This is a genomic window from Bacillus sp. FSL R5-0560 (genome assembly GCF_037966305.1).
Taxonomy (GTDB): domain Bacteria; phylum Bacillota; class Bacilli; order Bacillales; family Bacillaceae; genus Bacillus; species Bacillus mojavensis.
In genome coordinates this window covers 3,949,031-3,973,523 of sequence record NZ_CP150195.1, presented here as the reverse complement: position 1 = coordinate 3,973,523, position 24,493 = coordinate 3,949,031, and the positions used below count along the sequence as shown (strand labels likewise).

25 protein-coding genes are annotated in these 24,493 nt (G+C 47.1%); 18 read left to right on the top strand and 7 right to left on the bottom strand.

Features of this window, described 5'->3' with window-relative positions; translation table 11 throughout:
• The first annotated feature begins 275 nt into the window (after nucleotides 1–275).
• The 5 genes from cydA (at nucleotide 276) to NST56_RS20725 (ending at nucleotide 7,026) form a co-directional block, all read left to right on the top strand.
• Nucleotides 276–1,682: a cytochrome ubiquinol oxidase subunit I gene (gene cydA / locus NST56_RS20745; protein ID WP_339178891.1), complete on the top strand. Its 1,407-nt coding sequence runs from the start codon at nucleotides 276–278 to the stop codon at nucleotides 1,680–1,682.
• Nucleotides 1,666–2,682, top strand: a complete 1,017-nt coding sequence (cydB, locus tag NST56_RS20740) for a cytochrome d ubiquinol oxidase subunit II (protein ID WP_010332412.1) — start codon at nucleotides 1,666–1,668, stop codon at nucleotides 2,680–2,682. Before cydA ends, cydB begins: the two co-directional genes overlap by 17 nt.
• Nucleotides 2,682–4,385, top strand: a complete 1,704-nt coding sequence (gene cydD / locus NST56_RS20735) for a thiol reductant ABC exporter subunit CydD (RefSeq protein WP_339178889.1) — start codon at nucleotides 2,682–2,684, stop codon at nucleotides 4,383–4,385. The genes cydB and cydD overlap by 1 nt, the downstream gene beginning before the upstream one ends.
• On the top strand, nucleotides 4,382–6,109 hold the full coding sequence (gene cydC, locus NST56_RS20730; RefSeq protein ID WP_339178887.1) for a thiol reductant ABC exporter subunit CydC: 1,728 nt from the start codon (nucleotides 4,382–4,384) through the stop codon (nucleotides 6,107–6,109). The genes cydD and cydC overlap by 4 nt, the downstream gene beginning before the upstream one ends.
• Before the next feature lie 86 nt (nucleotides 6,110–6,195).
• Complete coding sequence (locus NST56_RS20725) at nucleotides 6,196–7,026, top strand: NAD(P)H-hydrate dehydratase (RefSeq protein ID WP_339178885.1); 831 nt, start codon at nucleotides 6,196–6,198, stop codon at nucleotides 7,024–7,026.
• Nucleotides 7,027–7,038: 12 nt separating this feature from the next.
• On the opposite strand, the gene NST56_RS20720 is transcribed toward NST56_RS20725, so the two are convergent.
• Nucleotides 7,039–8,412 carry a cytosine permease gene (locus tag NST56_RS20720; RefSeq protein WP_127696338.1) on the bottom strand — a complete coding sequence of 458 codons (1,374 nt, stop codon included), beginning with the start codon at nucleotides 8,410–8,412 and terminating at the stop codon, nucleotides 7,039–7,041.
• Between the two features lie 213 nt (nucleotides 8,413–8,625).
• Here NST56_RS20720 and sigY point away from each other — a divergent pair, with 213 nt between their 5' ends.
• Genes sigY through NST56_RS20690 form a run of 6 tightly spaced genes read left to right on the top strand, consistent with a single transcriptional unit; the run spans nucleotide 8,626 to nucleotide 11,530 of the window.
• A complete protein-coding gene (sigY, locus tag NST56_RS20715; RefSeq protein WP_229148472.1) occupies nucleotides 8,626–9,162 on the top strand; it encodes an RNA polymerase sigma factor SigY in 537 nt (178 codons plus the stop codon).
• Nucleotides 9,155–9,472 (top strand): YxlC family protein, encoded by a 318-nt coding sequence (locus tag NST56_RS20710; protein ID WP_168749099.1) that lies wholly within the window; start codon nucleotides 9,155–9,157, stop codon nucleotides 9,470–9,472. The genes sigY and NST56_RS20710 overlap by 8 nt, the downstream gene beginning before the upstream one ends.
• The gene (gene yxlD / locus NST56_RS20705; RefSeq protein WP_268471794.1) at nucleotides 9,472–9,675 is read left to right on the top strand and encodes a sigma Y negative regulator YxlD; all 204 of its coding nucleotides are present in this window, start codon (nucleotides 9,472–9,474) and stop codon (nucleotides 9,673–9,675) included. Before NST56_RS20710 ends, yxlD begins: the two co-directional genes overlap by 1 nt.
• A complete protein-coding gene (gene yxlE, locus NST56_RS20700; RefSeq protein ID WP_024123344.1) occupies nucleotides 9,675–9,863 on the top strand; it encodes a sigma Y negative regulator YxlE in 189 nt (62 codons plus the stop codon). The genes yxlD and yxlE overlap by 1 nt, the downstream gene beginning before the upstream one ends.
• Nucleotides 9,864–9,869: 6 nt before the next feature.
• Nucleotides 9,870–10,757 carry an ABC transporter ATP-binding protein gene (locus tag NST56_RS20695; RefSeq protein WP_326218614.1) on the top strand — a complete coding sequence of 296 codons (888 nt, stop codon included), beginning with the start codon at nucleotides 9,870–9,872 and terminating at the stop codon, nucleotides 10,755–10,757.
• Complete coding sequence (locus NST56_RS20690) at nucleotides 10,754–11,530, top strand: ABC transporter permease subunit (RefSeq protein ID WP_339178876.1); 777 nt, start codon at nucleotides 10,754–10,756, stop codon at nucleotides 11,528–11,530. Before NST56_RS20695 ends, NST56_RS20690 begins: the two co-directional genes overlap by 4 nt.
• On the opposite strand, the gene NST56_RS20685 is transcribed toward NST56_RS20690, so the two are convergent.
• Together NST56_RS20685 and katX are read right to left on the bottom strand one after the other, a co-directional pair.
• Nucleotides 11,527–12,729, bottom strand: coding sequence for an MFS transporter (locus NST56_RS20685; RefSeq protein WP_268471785.1), 1,203 nt, complete (start codon nucleotides 12,727–12,729; stop codon nucleotides 11,527–11,529). The two genes, NST56_RS20690 and NST56_RS20685, sit on opposite strands and share 4 nt — an antisense overlap.
• A 99-nt stretch (nucleotides 12,730–12,828) precedes the next feature.
• The gene (gene katX, locus NST56_RS20680) at nucleotides 12,829–14,472 is read right to left on the bottom strand and encodes a catalase KatX (RefSeq protein WP_339178870.1); all 1,644 of its coding nucleotides are present in this window, start codon (nucleotides 14,470–14,472) and stop codon (nucleotides 12,829–12,831) included.
• Between the two features lie 127 nt (nucleotides 14,473–14,599).
• Here katX and NST56_RS20675 point away from each other — a divergent pair, with 127 nt between their 5' ends.
• The 7 genes from NST56_RS20675 to licH all read left to right on the top strand — a co-directional run bounded on the left by NST56_RS20675 (nucleotide 14,600) and on the right by licH (nucleotide 20,955).
• Nucleotides 14,600–15,190 (top strand): DNA-3-methyladenine glycosylase, encoded by a 591-nt coding sequence (locus tag NST56_RS20675; RefSeq protein ID WP_010332399.1) that lies wholly within the window; start codon nucleotides 14,600–14,602, stop codon nucleotides 15,188–15,190.
• Between the two features lie 32 nt (nucleotides 15,191–15,222).
• Nucleotides 15,223–15,378, top strand: a complete 156-nt coding sequence (locus NST56_RS20670) for a hypothetical protein (RefSeq protein WP_010332398.1) — start codon at nucleotides 15,223–15,225, stop codon at nucleotides 15,376–15,378.
• Nucleotides 15,379–15,544: 166 nt separating this feature from the next.
• Nucleotides 15,545–17,464, top strand: coding sequence for a transcriptional regulator LicR (gene licR, locus NST56_RS20665; RefSeq protein WP_339178866.1), 1,920 nt, complete (start codon nucleotides 15,545–15,547; stop codon nucleotides 17,462–17,464).
• 133 nt (nucleotides 17,465–17,597) lie between these two features.
• Nucleotides 17,598–17,906, top strand: a complete 309-nt coding sequence (gene licB, locus NST56_RS20660) for a PTS lichenan transporter subunit IIB (RefSeq protein ID WP_010332396.1) — start codon at nucleotides 17,598–17,600, stop codon at nucleotides 17,904–17,906.
• A gap of 15 nt (nucleotides 17,907–17,921) precedes the next feature.
• Nucleotides 17,922–19,280: a PTS lichenan transporter subunit IIC gene (licC, locus tag NST56_RS20655; RefSeq protein ID WP_326196511.1), complete on the top strand. Its 1,359-nt coding sequence runs from the start codon at nucleotides 17,922–17,924 to the stop codon at nucleotides 19,278–19,280.
• 17 nt (nucleotides 19,281–19,297) lie between these two features.
• Nucleotides 19,298–19,630: a PTS lichenan transporter subunit IIA gene (licA, locus tag NST56_RS20650; protein ID WP_024123334.1), complete on the top strand. Its 333-nt coding sequence runs from the start codon at nucleotides 19,298–19,300 to the stop codon at nucleotides 19,628–19,630.
• The gene (gene licH / locus NST56_RS20645) at nucleotides 19,627–20,955 is read left to right on the top strand and encodes a 6-phospho-beta-glucosidase LicH (RefSeq protein ID WP_326226122.1); all 1,329 of its coding nucleotides are present in this window, start codon (nucleotides 19,627–19,629) and stop codon (nucleotides 20,953–20,955) included. Before licA ends, licH begins: the two co-directional genes overlap by 4 nt.
• Nucleotides 20,956–20,985: 30 nt before the next feature.
• On the opposite strand, the gene NST56_RS20640 is transcribed toward licH, so the two are convergent.
• From NST56_RS20640 to dltC, 4 genes are all read right to left on the bottom strand, one after another.
• Complete coding sequence (locus NST56_RS20640; RefSeq protein WP_339178858.1) at nucleotides 20,986–22,077, bottom strand: branched-chain amino acid aminotransferase; 1,092 nt, start codon at nucleotides 22,075–22,077, stop codon at nucleotides 20,986–20,988.
• Nucleotides 22,078–22,217: 140 nt separating this feature from the next.
• Complete coding sequence (locus tag NST56_RS20635; protein WP_339178856.1) at nucleotides 22,218–22,976, bottom strand: SDR family oxidoreductase; 759 nt, start codon at nucleotides 22,974–22,976, stop codon at nucleotides 22,218–22,220.
• A gap of 88 nt (nucleotides 22,977–23,064) precedes the next feature.
• Nucleotides 23,065–24,243: a D-alanyl-lipoteichoic acid biosynthesis protein DltD gene (gene dltD, locus NST56_RS20630; protein ID WP_010332390.1), complete on the bottom strand. Its 1,179-nt coding sequence runs from the start codon at nucleotides 24,241–24,243 to the stop codon at nucleotides 23,065–23,067.
• On the bottom strand, nucleotides 24,243–24,479 hold the full coding sequence (gene dltC, locus NST56_RS20625) for a D-alanine--poly(phosphoribitol) ligase subunit DltC (RefSeq protein WP_003227325.1): 237 nt from the start codon (nucleotides 24,477–24,479) through the stop codon (nucleotides 24,243–24,245). Before dltC ends, dltD begins: the two co-directional genes overlap by 1 nt.
• Nucleotides 24,480–24,493 lie beyond the last annotated feature (14 nt).

Here is a 24,493-nt window from a genome sequence, read left to right as displayed (position 1 = left end):
GACAATAATCCGTCACATAGCGCAGGACTTTTTAGGTATTTTGGGCTTTATTTTTGAAACAGATCGTTGTAAAGTACTTAATATGAACCATTCAGGGATCGTGCCATTCGTCAGTCTGGCAATCTTGAATCATATTGGACGACTTTTTGATGTATTTGTGAAATATTGAGCATTATTTTTTTTCGTCTATTTTGTGAAATGCTGATCAAAGTTTTGGTTCTGCTTGTGAAGTAGTGAACAATATAACATTTTCAACCGGAAATGGAGGATAAAGCATGAGTGAATTAGTATTAGCCCGCCTTCAATTTGCATCAACAACGTTGTTTCATTTCTTGTTTGTGCCAATGTCAATCGGGCTTGTGTTTATGGTTGCATTGATGGAGACTCTTTATCTTGTGAAGAAAAATGAGCTGTACCTCAAAATGGCGAAGTTTTGGGGACACTTGTTCTTAATAAATTTCGCAGTCGGTGTTGTTACGGGGATTTTGCAAGAATTCCAGTTTGGACTGAACTGGTCTGATTATTCCCGTTTTGTCGGAGATGTATTTGGCGCGCCGCTTGCGATTGAAGCATTATTGGCGTTTTTCATGGAATCGATTTTTATCGGATTGTGGATTTTCGGCTGGGACCGCCTGCCTAAAAAAATTCACGCGCTCTGCATTTGGCTCGTGTCATTCGGAACGATTATGTCGTCCTTCTGGATTTTAACAGCGAACTCCTTTATGCAGGAGCCGGTCGGCTTTACGATCAAAAACGGACGCGCGGAAATGAATGACTTTGGCGCGCTGTTGACAAATCCGCAGCTATGGGTTGAATTCCCGCACGTCATTTTCGGTGCGCTTGCCACCGGGGCCTTCTTTATCGCGGGTGTCAGTGCTTTTAAACTATTAAAGAAAAAAGAAGTGCCATTCTTTAAACAATCTTTCAAACTCGCAATGATTGTGGGTCTTTGTGCAGGCCTTGGCGTTGGCCTGAGCGGCCACATGCAGGCTGAACACTTGATGGAATCACAGCCAATGAAAATGGCTGCCAGTGAAGGGCTTTGGGAAGACAGCGGCGACCCTGCTGCTTGGACGGCCTTTGCCACAATTGATACGAAAAATGAAAAGAGCTCAAATGAAATCAAAGTTCCATACGCATTGAGCTACCTGGCTTACCAAAAATTCAGCGGCAGTGTCAAGGGAATGAAAACACTTCAGGCAGAGTACGAAAAAGTGTATGGAAAAGGCGACTATATTCCGCCTGTCAAAACGACGTTCTGGAGCTTCCGTATTATGGTTGGAGCAGGTGTTGTCATGATTCTTGCTGCGTTAGGCGGCCTTTGGCTGAACCGCCGCAAAAAGCTGGAAAACAGCAAATGGTATTTGCGCATCATGATCGCATTGATTTCCTTCCCGTTTATTGCGAACTCCGCTGGCTGGATTATGACAGAAATCGGGCGTCAGCCTTGGACGGTCATGGGTTTGATGACAACGGCTCAATCCGTGTCGCCTAACGTAACGGCGGGCTCCTTGTTATTCTCAATCATCGCATTCGGTGTGATGTATATGATTTTAGGCGCATTGCTCGTCTTCTTGTTCATCCGTGAAATTAAAAAAGGCGCGGAGCATGATGATCATCATGATGTTCCTGTATCAACAGATCCTTTTAGTCAGGAGGTATACCATGGCATCTCTTCATGATCTTTGGTTTATACTCGTTGCTGTATTGTTTATCGGTTTCTTCTTTTTGGAAGGCTTTGATTTCGGGGTCGGCATGGCGACCCGTTTTCTTGGCCATAATGAATTAGAGCGCAGAGTGCTGATCAACACGATCGGGCCGTTCTGGGACGCGAATGAAGTATGGCTTTTGACTGGTGCGGGTGCTATCTTCGCGGCGTTTCCAAACTGGTATGCAACGATGCTGAGCGGTTATTACATTCCGTTTGTCATTGTGCTGCTTGCATTAATGGGCCGCGGGGTCGCGTTTGAATTCCGCGGCAAGGTTGATCATTTAAAATGGGTAAAGGTTTGGGACTGGGTGGTTTTCTTCGGCAGTCTGATTCCTCCGTTTGTGCTCGGTGTGTTATTTACGACATTATTCCGCGGTATGCCGATTGATGCCGATATGAACATTCACGCGCATTTCTCTGATTATATAAATGTATATTCTGTACTTGGCGGCGTGACCGTAACACTTCTCTGCTTCCTGCATGGATTAATGTTCATCACGCTGCGTACGATTGGTGATTTGCAGCAGCGCGCCCGACAAATGGCGCAAAAGATAATGGGTATTGTTTTTGTGGCAGTGCTTGCTTTTGCGGCTCTTTCTGCTTATGAGACAGACATGTTTACACGCCGCGGCGAGATTACAATACCGCTTGTTGTTTTGATTGTCATCTGCTTTATGCTTGCAGCTTTATTCATCCGTAAGAGTAAAGACGGCTGGACATTTGCGATGACAGGCGCGGGTCTTGCTCTGACCATAGGAATGATTTTCATTTCGCTATTCCCTCGGGTGATGGTCAGCTCGATTCAAAGCGCATTCGATTTAACAGTAGCTAACGCTTCTTCCGGTGATTATTCGCTTAAAGTCATGTCAATTGCAGCATTAACGCTATTGCCGTTTGTCATCGGCAGTCAGATCTGGAGCTATTATGTCTTCCGGAAGCGCGTCAGTCATAAGGAGCCTATGACTTATTAATGGGAAAAGACCTGTTTCGATATAAAGGAATGAAGCGGATTCTCACCGTGATTACTTGCTTAACGCTGATTCAGACAGCCGCTATTATCATGCAGGCAGAGTGGCTGAGTGAAGCTGTAACCGGACTGTTCAACGGGAAGAGCATTGCCTCCCTGTTTCCGGTGATCAGCTTTTTCCTCATCGCTTTTGTCGCGCGGCACGGGGTGACAGTGGCGCGTCAGAAACTCGTCTATCATTATGCCGCCCAGACGGGAGCTGATTTGAGAAAAAGTTTTCTCGATCAGCTGTTCCGTTTAGGCCCCCGCTTTGCAAAGAAAGAGGGGACAGGACAAATGGTGACGCTGGCGATGGAAGGCATCAGCCAGTTCCGCCGCTATCTTGAACTGTTTTTGCCGAAAATGGTCAGCATGGCGATTGTGCCTGCTGCGGTTGTCATCTACGTGTTTTTTCAGGATCGGACGTCGGCGATTATTTTAGTCGTGGCCCTGCCGATTCTGATTATATTTATGATTCTTCTTGGCCTTGTCGCACAGCGAAAAGCGGATCGCCAGTGGAAATCATATCAGACATTGTCCAACCATTTCGTTGATTCTCTTCGCGGATTGGAGACATTGCGTTTTTTAGGATTGAGCAAATCGCATAGCAAAAACATTTTCCACGTCAGTGAGCGGTATCGCAAAGCGACAATGAGTACACTGCGGGTGGCGTTTTTATCTTCATTTGCTCTCGACTTTTTCACGATGCTGTCTGTGGCGACAGTTGCTGTGTTTTTGGGACTGCGTTTGATTGACGGCGATATTTTGCTTGGCCCTGCATTAACGGCGCTTATCCTGGCACCTGAGTATTTTCTGCCGGTGCGGGAAGTGGGGAACGATTATCACGCAACGCTAAACGGGCAGGAGGCAGGCAAAACCATTCAAGAGATTTTGTCGCAGCCTGGCTTTAAAGAAGAGGCGCCTCTTCAGCTTGGGATGTGGTCCGATCAAGATGAGCTGAAGCTGTCAGGTGTGTCAGTTGGCCGGTCGGTGTCTAATATTGATCTGTCATTCAAAGGCAAGAAAAAAATCGGCATTATCGGTGCAAGCGGTGCCGGAAAATCAACATTAATTGATATCCTCGGCGGGTTTTTGGAGCCGGATAGCGGTGTTATTAATGTGAACGGTTCAAGCCGTTCGCACCTGCAGGACGGGAACTGGCAGAAAAACCTTCTCTATATTCCGCAGCATCCTTATATTTTTGATGATACGCTGGCGAACAATATCCGCTTTTATCACCCAAGCGCTTCTGCTGAAGAAACAGCCCGCGCTGCTGCCTCAGCGGGATTGACGGAGTTTGTAAACACTCTTCCTGAAGGATTAGAGGGACGGATCGGAGAAGGCGGCCGGGCGCTCAGCGGCGGTCAGGCTCAGCGTGTCGCGCTTGCCCGCGCTTTTTTGGGAAACCGCCCGATTCTGCTGCTGGATGAGCCGACCGCCCATCTGGATATCGAAACAGAATATGAAATAAAAGAAACGATGCTGGATTTATTTGATGATAAGCTGGTCTTTCTCGCGACACACCGCCTCCATTGGATGCTTGATATGGATGAAATGATCGTGCTGGACGGAGGCAAGGTTGCAGAAATCGGGACTCACGATGAATTGCTGGCGAAAAACGGTGTGTACACCAAACTCGTGAAGGCACAACTGGGGGAAAGAGCATGAAGAAAGAAGAATGGATTCTGCCGTATATCAAGCAAAATGCCCGTCTGTTTGTTCTTGTTGTCTTTTTGGGCGCGGTGACGATTTTTTCCGCTGCTTTTCTCATGTTTACGTCAGGGTTTTTAATTTCAAAAGCGGCGACAAGACCGGAGAACATCCTGCTCATTTATGTCCCGATTGTCGCCGTTCGAACCTTTGGGATTGCCCGGTCTGTGTCACGCTATGTGGAGCGCCTGATCGGCCATCACATCATTTTGAAAATCGTGTCCGACATGCGCGTCCGCCTTTACAACATGCTTGAGCCGGGCGCTTTGATGCTGCGATCCCGTTTTCGCACGGGAGATATGCTCGGCATTTTATCTGAGGATATTGAGCATTTGCAGGATGCCTTCTTAAAAACCATTTTCCCTGCCATCTCAGCCTTGCTTTTGTATGCTGTTTCAGTGATTGCGCTTGGTTTCTTCTCCTGGCCGTTTGCCATTTTGCTGGCGGTGTATCTGTTTGTTCTGGTTGTGCTGTTTCCGGTCGTGTCTTTGCTTGTGACGCGGGCGAAGAATGCCAAGCTGAAAAGCGGGCGGAATGTGCTGTACAGCCGTCTCACAGATGCCGTGATGGGTGTCAGCGACTGGATGTTCAGCGGACGCCGGCATGCTTTTATTGATTCCTATGAAAAAGAAGAAAATACGTGGTTTGAGCTGGAACGAAAAAAACATCGTTTTACTAGATGGCGGGATTTCGCCGCGCAATGCCTTGTCGCCGGTCTCATTTTGCTGATGCTGTTTTGGACGGCGGGGCAGCATGCAAATGGCGAACTCGCCAGAACAATGATTGCAGCCTTTGTGCTTGTTGTGTTTCCGCTGACAGAAGCTTTTCTGCCGCTTTCTGATGCCTTGGGCGAAGTGCCGGGTTATCAGGATTCTATCAAAAGAATGAACAAGGTGGCTCCTCAGCCTGAGTCTTCACAAACAGAGTCTGCGGCTGATAGGCTTGATCTCAAAGATGTCACCTTGGCGTTTCGAGATGTGACGTTTTCTTATGACAACACCAGCCAAGTATTGAACCATTTTTCCTTTATGCTGCGCCAAGGAGAAAAAATGGCACTGCTCGGCCGGAGCGGATCAGGAAAATCAACGTCACTCGCATTAATTGAGGGCGCCTTGAAACCTGACTCAGGCTCGGTAACGTTAAACGGAGTGGAAACGGCGTTTTTAAAGGACCAGATTGCTGATGCGGTGGCTGTGTTAAATCAAAAGCCTCACTTGTTTGATACAAGCATTTTGAATAACATCAGGCTTGGAAACGGAAAGGCGAGTGACGAGGATGTGCGCCGCGCCGCAAAGCAGGTGAAACTGCATGATTACATTGAGTCGCTGCCTGACGGGTATCATACTTCAGTTCAGGAAACCGGAATCCGTTTTTCAGGAGGAGAGCGGCAGCGGATCGCGCTCGCCCGGATTTTGCTGCAGGATACGCCGATCATTATACTTGATGAGCCTACAGTAGGCTTAGACCCTATCACGGAACGCGAACTGATGGAAACCGTGTTTGAGGTGCTGAAAGGTAAAACGATTCTTTGGATTACACATCACTTGGCGGGAGTGGAAGCAGCCGATAAAATCGTCTTTCTGGAAAACGGAAAAACAGAAATGGACGGAACGCACGAGGAACTGCTGGCGACGAACGAACGATATCGCCGTCTTTATCACCTCGACGTTCCTGTAAAATAGAAGACAGCCTTTGGGGCTGTCTTTTTTTGTTTGAAAAGGATGAAGTGCAGGAAAAATAAGAAGAGATAATAAGAGGAGGTATGGATATGAATGTTCCGATTTGGACGGAAGAGCATGTGAGGGCTGCGCTCCCTGAAAGAGATGCAGCGAGCCATAAAGGCACGTACGGTACGGCTTTGCTGCTGGCGGGAAGCGATGACATGCCGGGCGCTGCGCTTTTAGCCGGGCTTGGTGCCATGCGGAGCGGTCTCGGTAAGCTTGTCATCGGCACGTCTGAAAGCGTGATCCCGCTGATTGTTCCGGTTCTGCCGGAGGCCACGTATTGGCGTGACGGCTGGGAAAAAGCGGCGGGCTCTCGGCTTGAAGAGACGTACCGGGCGATTGCGATCGGTTCGGGGCTTCCGCAAACAGAGAGAGTGCAGCAGGCCGTTGATCATGTGCTTGAGATGGACTGCCCTGTTATTTTGGATGCCGGAGCGCTGACAAAGCGCACGTATCCGAAACGGGAGGCGCCCGTCATCCTCACGCCGCATCCAGGTGAGTTTTCCCGAATGACAGGGGTCCCGGTGAAAGACTTACAAAACAAAAGAGCGGAATATGCCAAGGAGTGGGCGGTTCAGCTGCAAACGGTGATCGTGTTAAAAGGAAATCAAACCATCATCGCGTTTCCCGATGGCGACTGCTGGAGCAATCCGACCGGAAACGGGGCACTCGCCAAAGGAGGAACCGGCGACACGCTGACGGGAATGATATTGGGCATGCTTTGCTGCCACAAAGACCCGAAACATGCCGTATTAAATGCTGTATACTTGCACGGTGAATGCGCCGAGCTTTGGACTGACGAACACTCTGCTCATACGCTGCTCGCCCACGAGCTCTCTGACATGTTGCCTCGTGTATGGAAACGATTTGAATGAAAAAAGCTGTCTTCATAGGGAAGACAGCTTTTCTTGATAAGCCGCTCGTTTTTTCAGGCGCGGTTTCATGAGTACATAATATAGAACAGAAGGCACGGCTAAGCCGATAATCCATGCGATATCCCCGCCGCCAAACATTTTTGCCAATGGCCCGATGTAAAAGGATGTATTGATAAACGGAATTTCTAACAAGATGGATAGAATGAAAGCAATCGTTGTGATCCAATTGACTCTTCCATATGGCCCGTTGACATCAAACATCGCTTTGACCTCATAGTTCCCATGGCGGACGAAGTAGTAATCCACTAAATTGATCGCCGTCCATGGAATTAAGAAATAACTGATAAAAAAGATAAAATTCAAAAACAGCTCCATAAAATTGCTTTGCCCGAGAAGGCTTAGGACTGTTCCGACGATTGTGACGCCAAGAATCATGATGATTCTGATTTTCGGTGTGACTTTTAATTTCAGAAACGGCTCAAGCGTAGTCGTCGTGGACATAAAGGCTCCATACAAGTTAAAGACATTAATCGCCATCTGGCCAAATAAAACAATGATCAGCATAATGAACGAGAAGGGGCCGAACAATTGCACAATCTGGGTACCTGAGTTTGTCGTAAAATCAGGAAGTGCTGTGGTCAGCAGCGCGCCGAGCAGCATCATCCAGATGGAGCTGACAGATGTTCCTGCGTAGCTGTACCAAAACGTTTTGGACGCCGGTGTTTTAATGGGCAGATATCTAGAATAATCGGCGACATAAGGCGCATAGGCAAGCTGCCAAGTCGCTACTGCGCTGACTGCCACCAAGAAAACGGGCAAGTCGACCGTTCCGGGCACCCAGCTGCCTGCCGGAATCGGTAATTGGAAAATGAGTATCGTTGCAGCAAAAAATACGGCAAAAGAGGTCCAAGAAAGGATTTTTTGCATTTTATGAATCAAATCATGACCGAAAATGGTGAGTAAAAAACATGCGGCGCTTAAGCCTATAATGCTCCATGATCCCGGGATGGGAACAAAGCTGCTTAAGGTACCGGCCGCCAGAATCGTACTGCTTGCGAAGAAACCAAGGTAGATAAACATGACTAAGAAGAGGGGAAGAATCGCTCCGATTACGCCGAATTGGGCACGGCTTTGAATCATTTGCGGGATGCCGAGCTGAGGTCCTTGCGCGGAATGAGAAGCCATAAATATGGCACCAATTAAGGTTCCGCAAATAATAGCGGCAACACTCCAAAACAGATTAAGTCCCATTGCAACGGGAAGGGTACCGGTTACTAACGTGGTGATATGCATATTGGCCCCGAACCATACGGGAAATAAATCTTTCGCTTTACCATGTCTTTCTTCATTTGGAATATATTCAATCGTTCGCCTTTCTACTTTCAATGCATCGTCCTCCATATATAATGAAATTTTGATATAGACATAAAAACATAGCTTAACAGACTGTACTTCGCTTTACAAATTTTGATGCTCACAAAAACCAATGAGAAGACAGTGAAGTCAATAGATCAAAAGAATTATAAAAAAAATTGAACGCTTTGGAATCCGGTGTCGTCTCATAAGGCAAGATAACATAAAAAGGGGGGATCGCGTGCATTGGATACAAATGAAGAAAAGCAATTGATTCAGCAGGCGAAAGAGGGAAGCGACGAGGCGTTTACAGCTCTTTTTCAGCATTATTATTCTTTTCTATACAAATACTTGTTAAAGCTTTCCCTTCACCCTGACATCAGCGAGGATCTGGTTCAGGAAACCTTTCTGAAAGGGTACGTCCATCTAGGGAGTTTTCAAGGCCGATCCAAATTCTCCACTTGGCTGATCTCTATTGCGTCAAGACTCTACCTTGATCACCAGAAAAAGAGAAAGAGAGAATGGAAACGAAATCAGGCTGTTACAGAGGAAACGATACGCAAGATCAAATGGGACGTGTCAATGAAAGGCTCCGAGTGGAGCGAGACGCTTGATCTCTTTTCTCAGCTTGACCCGAAGCTGCGCACGCCCGTTTTATTAAGGCACTATTACGGCTATACCTATGCGGATATCGGGGTGATGCTGCATATCAAAGAAGGCACGGTAAAGTCCAGAGTCCATAAAGGGCTCCAACAAATCAGAAAGGAGTGGACTGATGAATAAAGAAAAGGGATCTGTTCATTTAAAATCGGAATTGCAGAAAATTGACCAATGCGCCAACCCGAATATACCGAGTCAAAAAGAATTGCTTGATCAGCTGTCACAAATGAAAGCCGAACGAAGAAAAAGCGTGCTGAAAGAAGTTATCTTATTTGTGTTCTCTGCACTGATGGTGGTAAGCGCGGCGATTCTGGCATTTACTCAAGTTCCCGCTGCTTTTGTCGTGCTTCAGGTCTGTGCGCTGGCTGTCCTGCCGATTTTGATTGCAGCTGAGAAAAAACGATACCTTGGCGAACGTGAGGTGAAACACTGATGTCCCAAACAGAATTGACGATTTTTGTGTTTGCTTATCTGATTGTATTGGCACAGGGCATCTTTTTATTCATTGATGCGAAAAAACGGGATCGTCTGGCATGGGTGTGGGGAATTGTCGGACTGATTCAAGCGCCGATGCCTCTGATTTGCTATTACTTTTTTGTGATAAGGCCGGACCGAAAAAATAGGAGGATCAACTAATGAATATTTCTTGGGAAATGATTGTACCGCTGATTGTGTTACAGGCCGTGCTGGCAGTGTTTGCCCTGATCAGCTGTGTGAAAGAAGAGCGGACAAACGGGCCGAAATGGATGTGGGCAGCAGTGATTATATGCATCAATATTATTGGGCCGATTTTATTTTTTACCGTCGGCAGAAAGCAAAGGTGAGCGAGCATGTTATCTATTGAGTCATTATGCAAATCATATCGGCATCATCAAGCTGTACGGGATGTCAGTTTTCAAGTCAAGGAGAACGAGTGTGTCGCTCTATTAGGACCGAATGGGGCTGGTAAGACCACAACGCTTCAAATGCTGTCCGGACTGCTGTCACCTACCTCCGGGACGATCAAGCTGTACGGGGAGCAAAAGGCAGATCGCAGTATGATTGGCTATCTTCCGCAGTACCCGGCTTTTTATTCCTGGATGACGGCTAATGAATTTTTAACCTTTGCCGGGAGACTGTCTGGCCTTTCAAAGAAAAAAAGCCTTGAGAAAATAGGCGAAATGCTGGAGTTTGTCGGTTTGCAGGACGCGGCAAACAAGAAAATCGGCGGTTATTCTGGCGGCATGAAACAAAGGCTCGGCCTGGCTCAGGCTCTGCTTCATAAACCGAAGCTTTTGATTTTGGATGAACCGGTATCTGCCCTGGACCCTTCTGGGCGTATCGAGGTGCTGGATATGATGCGGGAGCTGAAAAAACATATGGCTGTTTTGTTTTCTACTCACGTTTTGCACGATGCGGAGCAGGTGTGTGATCAAGTCGTGATCATGCAAAATGGTGAGATTTCATGGAAAGGCGCTTTACAGCAGCTTAAAGAACAGCATCAAACGAATGTTTTCACTCTTACTGTAAAAGAGAAACTGAAGGGGTGGCTTGAAGAGAGGCCTTATATATCCGATGTTGTCTATAAGAATCCGTCTCAAGCTGTTTTTGAGCTAAGCGATACAGGCTCTGGCAGGACATTGCTGAGTGATTGTATCCAAATGGGATTGACAATCACCTGTTTTGAACAAAAAACCGAGTCTCTCGAAGACGTCTATCTTAAGGTGGTGCACGCATGAATGTCATGATGACGCTATTACAAAAGGAATGGCTGGAAGGCTGGAGAAGCGGCAAGCTGATCTGGCTGCCCATCGCGATGATGATCGTGGGGCTGACGCAGCCGCTGACCATTTATTACATGCCGGAAATCATTGCGCATGGGGGGAGCCTTCCAGACGGTATGAAAATCAGTTTTACCATGCCTTCCGGATCTGAGGTGATGGTGAGCACGCTTTCCCAATTCAACACACTTGGCATGGCGCTGATCATCTTCAGTGTCATGGGCAGTGTGGCGAATGAAAGAAATCAAGGTGTAACGGCACTGATCATGTCACGACCTGTGACGGCAGCCCAGTATATATTGAACAAATGGATCACCCAAAGCATGATCGGAATCGCCTCGTTTGCAGCTGGGTACGGACTTGCTTATTATTACGTCCGGATCTTGTTTGAACACGCATCATTCAGCCGCTTTGCAGCAAGCCTCGGCCTCTACTCTCTTTGGATGACGTTTATTGTTACTGCAGGGCTAGCCGGAAGCGTGATGTTTCGGTCTCTCGGAGCAGCCGCGGCAGCCGGAATTGGGCTGACTGCTGCCGTTTCCTTTGCTGTCTCGCTTTTTCCTGATGGTGCGAAATGGCTGCCGGCTGAGCTTTGCAAGCAGGCGGAGCATATTCTGATTCATGGAGAGCGGGCGGACTTTTTCGGGTGGTCGCTCACATTCTCCATTCTGTGCATCATGCTTCTGGCCATTTTTTCTGTGTGGCGCTTCCGGCAGTATGAAAGCTATTAACCGATCATTTTTCGCTTTGTGGCCAGCATCATCAACAAAGCGGAAAATGCCATCAATCCCGCTCCATAAAATACCTCTGCCAAACCGAAAACCTGTGCGATTTTTCCGGCGAGAAGGGGGCCGATAAAGATGCCCAGCGCATAAAACGATTGATAAAATCCCATGGCTGACATTTTTAAACGAGCTGAGCTGATATCGACGACCCGGCTTAACAATAGGGGAAACACAAAGCCAAGCGCCAGACCGATGAAAGCATGGGTCATGCAAACCGTGGACAATGAAACTGAAAAAGGGACGAACATCAAACAGACTCCAATGACAGCAAAACAGATCAGCATGGTGCCATAGGCGATTCTTCCGGTAAAACGCAAAAACAAAAAGCTCAGGGTAGCCGCTGCATGAGGGAGAAAAAAGGCGCTCATCACCCAAAGCAGTTCGATGTCTCCCATCCCGAGCTGATTTGTATAAAGCGGCGTAAAACCAAACACCGTCATAAATAGCACGGCATGAGCTGTCATAGATAGAATCGTGAAAAGCTTCAGCTTCGGCAGCCGCAATGTTTCTTTGATGTATTGCGTTATACGGAGAGCCTTACGTTGCCCAGGAGAAACGGACGGATCTTTAATAAAGCAGCATATCACAAGGCCGACGCACGAGGCAGCCAGTGCCATCCAAAACGGAACCTGCCTGCCTAAATGCGCTGCTGCAAGCCCGCAGAACACAATGCTGACAAACTGAGGCATGACGGTGAAAAACTGCATAATGCCCATTGCTTTTGACGCACTGCCATCTTTGAAATAATGAGCGTATAGAATCGTTGCCATCACCCACATGGATGCTGTTAACCCCGCGAGAAGCCGGGCGGTCAGGACGAAGAAAAAAGAATCAAACGCAAGAAAAAGCACGCTGCTAAGAATGGAACACCCAAAGCCGGCAATTAACAATGGCTTACGCAGAGAAAAAAGAATTTCTGACAGAACCCCAAGCGGGAACCGCAGCAGGATTTGGGTCACCCCGTAGCTTCCGAGAATCATGCCAATCGCTCCGTATGAAAAGTGCAGATCCTCCAAATACAGGCTGAAAACAGGAACGTAAATATAGCCCGAAAACCAAAAACAAAATACCATGCATAAGAAAACGGCGTGATCTAAAGTGCCGATTGTTTTTTGCTGAGGAATCAGCGGCTGCTGAATTTCCATGCTCTCACCACCTCTTTCCTTCCAGTACAACACAATTTGTGGAAACGTTTCAATAGAGAATTGAAAAAACAGGACTTCAAAAAAGTCCTGTTCTTGGTGTTAATACGGATCAGACGGATGGCTTTCCTGTTCGGCCTGCTCGACGGCTTGAGCCGTTTCTGTCGTGCCAACCGGTCCGTTGCTGTTATTTTCTGAAGCCTTTTTCAGCCCTTCCGCCACGCGTTTTCCGTAGTCCGGATCGGCTTTTGTGAAATTCTCAATCATTTGCTCCTGAATTTCTTTTCTGCAGGTTGAAAGCGTATTGACCAGATTTGTGATGAGTTCAGTACGCTCAAACTCAGTAAATCTCCGGTACGTTTCACCGGCTTGTCCGAAATTGTTCGTTCTGTCAATCGCTTCCCGCTTCAGGTCGCCTTCGACATGCGGGGTATGGTCTTTTGCCTGCTGGTTTGCTTCCTTTAGTCCGCCCATAATAGACGGTTCATAGTTGACGTGCGGATTTTGACCTTCGCCGATATCCACGCGGTATTGCATTTGACCCCCCTGCTGGTTGGTCGCGACGTGTTTTTTCGGTGAGTTGATTGGCAACTGCAGGTAGTTTGCGCCAACTCTGTACCGCTGCGTATCGGAATAGGCAAACGTCCGGCCTTGAAGCAATTTGTCATCAGAAAAATCAAGGCCGTCGACAAGGACCCCTGTACCGAATGAAGCCTGTTCTACTTCAGAATGGTAATTCTCAGGGTTTTTGTTTAACACTAATTTGCCGATCGGCTTCCACGGGAAATCATCCCTATACCACAGCTTAGTCGGATCAAGCGGATCAAAGTCGAGCTCCGGATGCTCGTCATCACTCATGATTTGGGCATACACCTCCCACTCCGGATAATCGCCGTTTTCAATCGCTTCATACAAATCCTGTGTCGCGTGGTTGAAGTTTTTCCCCTGAATCTCTTCCGCTTCCTTCTGTGTCAGGTTGCGGATGCCCTGTTTCGGTTCAAAATGGTATTTTACAAGAACGGCCTTGCCTTCCTCATTCACCCATTTGTAGGCGTGAACGCCTGAACCCTGCATTTGCCGGTAGTTGGCAGGAATGCCCCAAGGCGAAAACAAAAATGTGATCATATGTGTCGCTTCAGGAGATTGAGAAATGAAGTCGAAAATACGTTCACCATCTTGGATATTGGTCACCGGGTCAGGCTGAAACGCGTGTACAAGGTCCGGGAACTTCAGCGGATCTCGAATAAAAAAGATTTTCAGGTTGTTCCCGACCAAATCCCAGTTTCCGTCTTCGGTATAAAGCTTAACGGCAAAACCGCGGGGGTCCCGTAAGGTTTCAGGTGAATGTTTTCCGTGATTGACCGTAGAAAAACGGACAAATGCCGGCGTTTTCTTGCCTTTTTCCTGGAAGAGCTTCGCTCGCGTGTACTTTGAAATCGGCTCGTCTCCAAAACTTCCGTAGGCTTCAAAATAACCGTGTGCGCCTGCGCCCCTGGCATGCACAACACGTTCAGGGATGCGTTCCCGGTCAAAGTGGCTGATCTTTTCAAGAAAATCGTAATTCTCCAGCGTTGTTGGTCCCCTGTTCCCGACTGTTCTCACATTCTGGTTGTCAGTGACGGGATGCCCCTGTCTGTTCGTTAAGGTATCCTCTGACTCGTTTTTCCCGGATGTCTTATGAGAAAGCGCATCCTCACTGCCTTCGACATTTGTGCCGTGATACTCTTTTTGATGATCATCTTTCATTGATGGATCCTCCTTTTTGAACAGTAACAATATTCCCTTGATGGAAGAATTTTAAAACTGAAGTTTTTTTTTAGCTGCTTCGGGAATGGTACAATTACTAAAACGAAAAAAGGAGAGTACGACATCCGTGACCAGAAAAAGAAATCCGCTGCCCATCACGTTTTATCAAAAAACGGCCCTAGAACTTGCTCCCTCTCTTCTCGGCTGTCTTTTGGTAAAAGAAACGGATGAAGGGACAGCTTCAGGTTATATCGTGGAAACAGAGGCCTATATGGGAGCCGGGGACAGAGCAGCCCACAGCTTTAACAACCGCCGGACGAAACGGACTGAGATTATGTTTGCTGAAGCTGGCCGTGTGTATACGTATGTGATGCACACCCATACATTGCTGAACGTCGTTGCCGCCGAAGAGGATGTTCCGCAAGCGGTATTAATCAGGGCGATTGAGCCTCAAGAAGGCCAGCTGTTAATGGAGGAAAGAAGGCCGGGCCGGCGTCCGAGGGAATGGACAAATGGTCCCGGAAAGTTGACGAAAGCGCTTGGCGTCACGATGAATGACTACGGACGCTGGATCACGGAACAGCCGCTTTACATTGAAAGTGGGTACACACCGGAAGAAATATCAACCGGCCCGCGGATCGGCATTGACAACAGCGGAGAGGCGCGCGATTATCCGTGGCGTTTCTGGGTGACGGGAAACAGGTACGTATCGCGTTAGCATGTTTAAGCAAAGGGGAATCTGGGGAATAGTTGAGAAAAAAAGAAGGGAGAATCGGAGTCTTGAAAAAAATGGTCAAAACCGTTATCAAATGGGCGCCGGTCATTTACCCGATTGTTCGAAAAATCATGAAGGACCGCAAGGCTTCTAAACAAAAGAACATGTCCGCATCCCGAACAGCCGGCTGATTCCGGCTGTTTTTTTATGGGTCTGTTTTCCCTCTTGTCCTCCCGATGTTCATTGACTTGCATTTCTCCCCATTATAGAATTTATATACATTTCGCTTTCCCTTCACCACATCCTTTCTGCCTACTTATGTAATTCCTGCATCTATCATGATAGGAGGTTTTTCTCATGCTGCATGGGCGACTTCGTGAAATTCTGCGCTTATTGATGGCGGCAGAAGCTCCGGTGACAAGCTCGGTATTTGCCGCACATTTACATGTGACGACGCGGACGGTCCGCAATGATATAAAGGAACTCCAAGATGTGATAAGCGCCCATGGCGCTTTGGTTCAATCGGTAAGAGGCTCGGGATACAAGCTGCGCATTCATGACGACCAGACCTTTAGAAAGCTGCTGCAAGACGAGTTTCATCAGAAAAAAGGACTGCCGGTAATTCCCGAGGAGAGGATTACATATCTCATGAAACGGCTGCTGCTGGCGGATCATTATCTTAAGCTGGATGAGCTGGCTGAAGAACTATTTATCTCAAAATCCACACTTCAAACCGATTTAAAGGAAGTGAAGAAACGGCTGCTCCCTTACCGCATTGTCATGGAAACACGCCCGAATTACGGTTTCAAGCTGCGCGGAGATGAGGTGCAGATGAGGTATTGTATGGCGGAGTACATTGTCGATGAAAGAGAAACAGAGATCGATTTACTGAATGAAAAGGCTGATATATTGCCGAAGGAACAAATTGATATCATCCATTCTATTATTATGAAAAAGGTCAAAAACGACCGGATTCCTCTGTCTAACCTTGGATTGAATAACCTCATCATTCATATCGCCATCGCCTGTAAGCGGATCAGAACGGAACACTATGTGTCTCTTTTCCCGGAAGATATGGAACACATTCTGCATCAAAAAGAATACCAGACTGCAGAAGCCATTGTGAAAGAACTGGAATCAGCCCTTGACGTCACGTTTCCGGAAAAAGAAACAGCTTATATCGCCATGCATCTTCTCGGCACGAAACGAATGACACAGCCGCAGTGCGGGGACGGCGAATTTTCAATTGATGAAGAAACAGATCGGCTGACTGCCGACATGATCGAAGCGGTCGATCGAGAATTAAAGCTCGGCATCCTGCATGATCAAGAGCTGAAAATCGGCTTGGCACTGCATGTAAAACCCGCGGTCACCCGCAACCGGTATGGTATGAATTTGAGAAATCCGATGCTGTCAGCGATCAAAGAAAATTATCCTCTCGCCTTTGAGGCCGGAATCATCGCCGGAATCGTCATAAAAGAGAAAACGGGCATTGATATCCATGAAAATGAAGTCGGTTATTTAGCTCTGCACTTCGGCGCCGCAATTGAACGGAAGAAAACAGAAAGCCCGCCGAAGCGCTGCATCATCGTTTGTGCATCAGGTGCGGGAAGCGCCCAGCTTCTGAGGGAAAAACTTCGCTCCCATTTCGGCAAACGGATTGATATTCTCGGCACGGCTGAATATTACAGTCTTGACCAGATGTCTTATGAATCGATTGATTTTGTCGTCAGCACCATTCCGATCAAAAAAGAACTCCCTGTGCCTGTACTAAAGGTAAACACCATCTTAGGCGGAACCGATTTTACAAAAATAGAATCCATCCTCAATGATGAGAAAGAAAAAGCGATCAGCTATCTCAAAAAAGATCTCGTTTTTTTCCAGAAGGATCTGCGTTCAAAAGAAGAAGTGATTCAATTTTTAGGTCAGAAAGCAGTGGAAGTCGGCTATGCGAATAAGGAAATCATAGATTCTATATTTGAAAGAGAAGAGATGTCGCCAACGTGCTTCGGCAACCTCGTGGCCATTCCGCACCCGCTCGTCCCGCAGACGCAAACGACATTTTGGGCCGTCTGCACGCTCAAAAAACCGATAGACTGGGAGAATAAACGGGTTCAATTTGTCTGCCTGCTTTGTGTCGAAAAGGAAAACAAGGCGGATTTGCAAAGCATGTATAAACTGCTCGGCAGCATTTTGGATGACCCGGCCGCGGTAAGCCAGCTGTTAAAAAGCCGCACATATCAAGAGCTCTCCGATGTGTTTGACAAAAAACGATAAACTGACAGCCTGGATATACCTTTTTTCCGTTTCCTGCGGAAAAACCTTGAGTGTATATGAAAGCGATTTCATAATATGATGTTATCAACAGCAGGACATACAAATTCTATCAAACTCTTAGGGGGTCTCTTACATGAATATATTACTCGTTTGTGCAGCAGGCATGTCAACAAGCTTACTCGTCAGCAAGATGGAAAAAAGCGCGCAGGAACAAGGAAAAGACTATACCATTTGGGCAGTATCAGGTGATTCTGTACAAAATCATATCGATAAAGCGGATGTATTGCTCCTCGGCCCGCAAGTCCGTTACTTGCTTCCTCAGCTGAAAAAACTAGGTGAATCAAAGGGTGTTCCGGTAGACGTCATTAACACAGTCCATTATGGGACGTGCAACGGAGCGGAAGTGCTGAAATCGGCTGAACAGCTTGGAAACGCGTCATAGAGAGGGGCGGGCTATGTGAATAAAGTCAATCAGTTGTTAGAAGAGAAGGTCATGCCTATAGCAGGAAGAATTGCGGGACAGCGTCATTTGCAGGCGCTCCGTGACGGTATCATTTTAACAATGCCGCTTATTATCATCGGCTCCTTTTTCCTCATCATCGGCAACCTCCCGATTCCCGGATATGCCGATTTTATGGCAAAAACGTTTGGAAGCGCTTGGTCAGAGAAGCTCGCTTACCCGGTTGACGCCACCTTTGAAATTATGGGGCTTGTCGCCGCATTCGGCATCGCCTACAGGCTGGCAGAGAAATACGGGGTTGATGCCTTGTCGGCAGGTGCCATTTCTCTTGCGGCTTTCCTCTTAGCGACACCGTATCAAGTGCCGTTTACACCGGATGGCTCGACAAAAGAGATGATGGTCAGCGGCGGTATTCCGCTATCGCTGATGGGAAGTAAAGGCCTGTTTGTCGCCATGATTATCGCAATGGTGTCAACAGAGATTTACCGTCTCATTATTCAACGCAATATGGTTTTTAAAATGCCGGATGGCGTTCCGCCAGCGGTCAGCAAGTCATTTGTCGCTTTAATCCCCGGCTTTGCCGTCATCTTCCTGATTTGGGGAGCCCGACTGATTGTGGAAGCGACGCCTTTTGAAAGCCTTCATAATGTTGTAAGCGTTTTACTGGGGACGCCGCTCTCCATCCTTGGCGGAAGCCTCGGGGGAAGCCTTATCGCAGAAGCTGTCAAAATGCTTTTATGGGCCTGCGGTCTTCATGGCGCCAACATTGTCGGCGGCGTCATGGCACCGATTTGGTACGGCGCCATGGATGCCAACCGGATCGCCTTCCAAGCCGGTGAGGAACTGCCTAAGATTTTCACCCAGCAATTTTTCGATATCTGGATCAATATCGGCGGAAGCGGTGCCACTCTTGCACTGGTTGTCACGATGTTCCTTCGCGCCCGAAGCAAACAAATGAAGCAGCTCGGAAAGCTTGCGATCGGCCCGGCGGTCTTCAATATTAACGAACCGATCATTTTTGGAATGCCGATCGTCATGAACCCGATGCTCTTAATTCCGTTTATCGTCACGCCGCTCATCACACTGACACTCACATACATCGGAATGAGCACCGGACTTGTCGCCAAACCGGCGGGTATCGCAGTCCCTTGGACCATGCCGCCGATCTTTTCAGGCTATTTGGCGACAGGAGGCAAAATATCGGGCGCGGTCATGCAAGCCATTAATATCACCGTTTCCTTTGTTGTCTACTACCCGTTCTTCAGAATGTGGGATAAACAGAAGCTGAAAGAAGAAAACGAATTAGAGCTCGTTCAAACGCCTGCTGTTTCAGACGACAAAGAGGCAGCTTTGTAAAGAAAGGAGTGAATCGCGTGAATGAGAAAATGGAGCAAATTATTTTTCAAATCATTCTTCACGGGGGAAACGGAAGGAGCTCCGCAATGGAAGCGATCGCCGCCGCGAAAAACGGCGATAGCGAAGAGGCGCGGAGTAAGCTTCAAGAAGCTGCTGATGAATTATCAAAAGCCCATCATTATCAGACAGAACTGATCCAAAGTGAAGCGGGCGGAGAAAAAACAGAAATGACACTGCTGATGGTCCACGCACAGGATCATTTAATGAATGCCATGACAGTCAAGGATTTGGCGGCTGAATTCATTGAGCTATATGAAAAAATCACCGTGCAAGGGGGAGCAAGCATATGACAAAAGGATTGAAAATTGTAACGATTGGCGGAGGTTCAAGCTACACACCGGAGCTCGTGGAAGGTTTAATCAAACGGTACGAAGAGCTGCCCGTACGTGAATTATGGCTCGTTGATATTCCTGAAGGCGAGGAAAAGCTAAACATTGTCGGCACACTCGCCAAGCGGATGGTTGAAAAAGCTGGTGTCCCGATTGACATTCACCTCACTTTGGACAGAAGGGAAGCGCTGAAAGATGCAGACTTTGTGACGACTCAATTTCGGGTCGGATTGCTGCAAGCGAGAGCCAAGGATGAGCGCATTCCATTAAAATACGGCGTCATCGGCCAGGAAACAAACGGCCCGGGAGGACTCTTTAAAGGGTTGCGCACCATCCCGGTCATTTTAGAGATTGCCAAGGACATCGAGGAGCTTTGTCCGAATGCATGGCTCGTTAATTTTACAAACCCTGCAGGTATGGTGACGGAGGCCTTGCTTCGCTACTCCAACCTGAAGAAAGTTGTTGGTCTCTGCAATGTTCCAATCGGCATGAAAATGGGCGTAGCGAAAGCGCTCGATGTAGAGGTTGACCGGGTAGAGGTTCAATTTGCCGGATTGAATCATATGGTGTTCGGAATGGACGTCTTTTTAGATGGCGTCAGCGTGAAGGATCAAGTCATTGAAGCGATGGGTGATCCGAAAAACGCGATGACAATGAAAAACATCTCCGGCGCTGAGTGGGAGCCAGAATTCTTAAAGGCACTCAACATGATCCCTTGCGGCTACCACCGCTACTATTTCAAAACAAAAGAAATGTTGGAGCATGAGCTTGAAGCATCACAAACGGAAGGCACCCGTGCTGAAGTAGTGCAAAAGGTAGAGCAAGAGCTGTTCGAGCTCTATAAAGATCCAAATTTGGCGATCAAACCGCCGCAGCTTGAGAAACGCGGAGGGGCATACTACAGTGACGCAGCGTGTAATCTCATCAGCTCCATTTACAATGATAAACACGACATTCAGCCGGTGAACACGATCAATAACGGTGCGATTGCAAGCATTCCAGATGATTCCGCTGTTGAAGTGAACTGCGTGATGACGAAAAACGGACCTAAGCCAATCGCCGTAGGCGACCTGCCAGTATCTGTCCGCGGCCTTGTCCAGCAAATCAAATCATTTGAGCGTGTTGCGGCAGAAGCGGCTGTCACAGGCGACTACGAAACAGCGCTGCTCGCCATGACGATTAACCCTCTCGTACCATCCGACACAGTGGCCAAACAGATCTTAGATGAAATGCTGGAGGCGCACAAAACACATCTGCCGCAGTTCTTTAACAAAATTGAAGCATAAAAAAACGGCCCGTTTCGGGCCGTTTTTTGTTTATTTGCTTTCAGTGAGCGCTGCGACTTCAGTCGTCCATCCAAATTCATCAGGAACTGTACCCTTCTGAATGCCTGTAATCGTGTCATACAGCTTTTTGGAGATTTCTCCTGTTTCTCCGTTATTGATCATCAGTGTTTCGTCATTCCAGATCAGCTCGCCGACTGGAGAAATAACAGCTGCTGTACCCGTTCCGAAGGCTTCTTCAAGAACACCGTCTTTATGGGCTTGGATGACTTCATCAATGGCGATTCTTCGTTCTGATACCGGAAGCCCCCAATGCTTAAGCAAGGTAATGACGGAATTGCGCGTGATGCCTTCCAGAATGCTGCCGTTCAGCATCGGTGTCACAATTTCACCGTTGATTTTAAAGAAAATGTTCATGCTGCCGACTTCTTCGATGTATTTTTTCTCAATGCCGTCCAGCCAGAGAACCTGAGAAAATCCTTTCTCTTCTGCTACCTGTTGCGCTTTTAAGCTTGACGCGTAGTTTCCTGCGGTTTTCGCATCTCCCGTTCCGCCTTTTACCGCACGGACAAATTCACTTTCCACGGCAATTTTGACAGGCTTAATGCCTTCTTTGTAATATGAGCCGACCGGAGAAAGGATGATAAGAAGCTTATACGTATGAGATGCCGCGACACCAAGGAAAGGTTCGGTTGCGATAATGAATGGACGGATGTAAAGGGACGTGCCCTCCGCATTCGGAATCCAGTCTTTATCAATAGCGATCAGCTGTTTTAAACCTTCAAGAACCTGTTCTTCATCAATTTGCGGAATACAGATGCGGTTATTTGATTTGTTCAGGCGCTCCATGTTTTTTTCCGGTCTGAAAAGCAGAACATGGTCATCATCTGTGACGTAAGCCTTCAAGCCTTCAAACACCGTTTGGCCATAGTGATAAACCATTGCGGCCGGGTCCATTGAAACGGGTTGATAAGGAATGATTCTCGGATCGTACCAGCCTTTATCGGATGCATAGTCCATTACAAACATGTGGTCTGTAAACACTCTTCCGAAAGAAAGCTGATTTGGATCTGGTTTCGGTTTTTTTGCTGATGTTAATTCAACTCGAATCGTTTGTTTAGTCATGGTCAATCTCCCTGTTGTTAAATTGTTTATATTATCAAACTTATTTGAAAATATTTTATATTCTATTGTATACCTTCACCAAATAATCGCAATAGGTTTGCTCAAATTTGTAAAAAATTTATAAGAAAAAGCAGGAGAATTTAATTCTCCTGCGCATTCATTTGTTCAAATACTCTGTCGTAATCGGCACGGACTGCATTCCGCAGACCTTCGACACGTTCATTTGTAATCTCTTGTTTGCCTTCTTTTAAGCCGTCTAAGAAATATTGAACATATTCTTCAGGTGTAATGCCGCGGTACGTCAGACCTTGCTTATCGCGTGATTTTTGATTTAATCCCGTGTCAACCATAGGAGGCGCCATCTCAATCACTTCAACGCTTGTATCGCGAAGCTGGTGTCTGAGCGTGAGTGAGAAGGAGTGGAGCGCCGTTTTTGTTGCACAGTACACCGGATAAACAGCTAACGGGTTAAACGCGAGCCCGGATGTTACCTGAACAATTGCCGCTTCCTGCTGATTCATCAAGTGGGGCGTAAAAAGAGCTGATAAATGGACAGGCGCTTGGAAATTCAGCTCAATTTCATCCCCGTCCACAAAAAGCTCCTCAGTCCCTTTTTTAAAGTCGATTTCCTTTTGAATGCCCGCATTGTTAACGAGAACGTTCAGTGTTGGAAATTCCTTCTGGACCCATTCAAACAATGACTGACGCTGTGTGCGGTCTGAGACATCGCATTGTTTTGTATGGAGGGCTGGGAGCTGTTTTTTTGCTTCTGCAAGACGCGTTTCGCTGCGTCCGCAAATGATCACTTCATTCTCGAGCTCAAGCAGCCGTTTGGCCAGTTCAAGCCCGATGCCTGCTGAACCGCCTGTGATCAAAACCGTATTGCCTGTCATCTTCATTGATGTAACACCTCTTATCAAGCTGGCTGTGATTTCTTTACTATTTCAAATCTTAGCAGGAAATATACAGCCGCGTCCTAATAGATGCTCACGATGAAGTAACCTTTCCGGTTTTATAAAACTCATCAATTGCCTTATCCACATACACCCAGCCTTTCCAGCCGATGTGGATGGTATCTTTCATAAAATAAGGGTCATATTCATGACCAGAAAAATCAGCGACTTGGAAGCCCTTCGCTTTAATCTGTTTATTGACCTTTTCATAATAGTCAGTGCGACCTTTTTTCGGGAAGCCTGTGTAGTCATACCATTTTCCGTTAACAGGGATGGTGACAAACATAGGCTCTGCGCCCGCGTCTTTCAGGATATGAAGCATCAGCTCAAAATCGCCGTATTCCGGTGACTTCGCATACGATCTGCCTTTGTTCTTCCCTTTCAGCTTAGGCACTTTCGGCTTCAGCTTCTTATAAACAGGATTGTCGATGTGAAAATCGTTAGACCCGGAGTGGCGTTTGCCTGATTCATCGGCCAGTTTATTTAATTCCGACCATGACTTATCCTTCACGGATTGTGAGATATAACGCTTTGGTCCTGTGGTTTCCGTCGTTGAATAATAAAGGTCTTTCTTTTCGAGCATCTTGTAATATACTTTTGCCGCCGGCTTCAGCGCGTTCACTTTCCATGTCTGGCCGTTCACCATCGCCTTATAAAGCTCGGAAAGTACAGCATCGTTTTGAACAGCTTTAAAGCGCAGCATGCGCTTCATCATTTTCTTTTTCACGTCAGGATCGATCTGCTCGTTAAATGCCAGATCCAGCCCTTGAAGCGCGGAATAGTTCGGCGCAAAATGCTGTTCATCAGACCCGCGCTTAATAAACCACTGCGGAGAAACGATGAAAACAATTTTTTTGCCCTTCAGCTGATCCATATGGGCAGCGAAGTTTAAAGAATGTATCAATGACTGGGACCCGCCTTTGCCGACAAGGTAAGGCGTAAATCCCTCATTGTTTACTTGAAAATAATTAGATGGGTGGAACTCGTCCAGCCGGGAAAGCTCAGAAGACCCGTAAATCGGAAGATATTTCGGATCATTGAGCATCTGATTTTGTAAATAAAGCCCCTGAAACATACTCGGGTTTAAGGTTGTTGCTGACTCTTCAACCCGTTTATCGGTAATAAAACGAGTCAGCCATGAAGATGGAACTGCGATGGCGCCTGCGAATAGAATAAACGCCAAAATAATTGGACCGAAAAAACGCTTTTTCATTATTTCAACTCAGACAGCTGGTTTACAATGTTATTAGGCGTATTCCATACATCCCGGTCGAATTCAGTGATAGGCACCAGAATATCAAAACGGTTTTCAATCGCAAGCAGCAATTCTACTGTTCCAAAAGAATCAAGCAAACCTTCTTCAAAAATTTCAATATCAGGGTTTTCCTTTACGATGTCATCCTGGCAAACCTCTGCTAAAACGTCTAATACCTCTTGTTTAAAATCCATAGTTTTCTAATCTC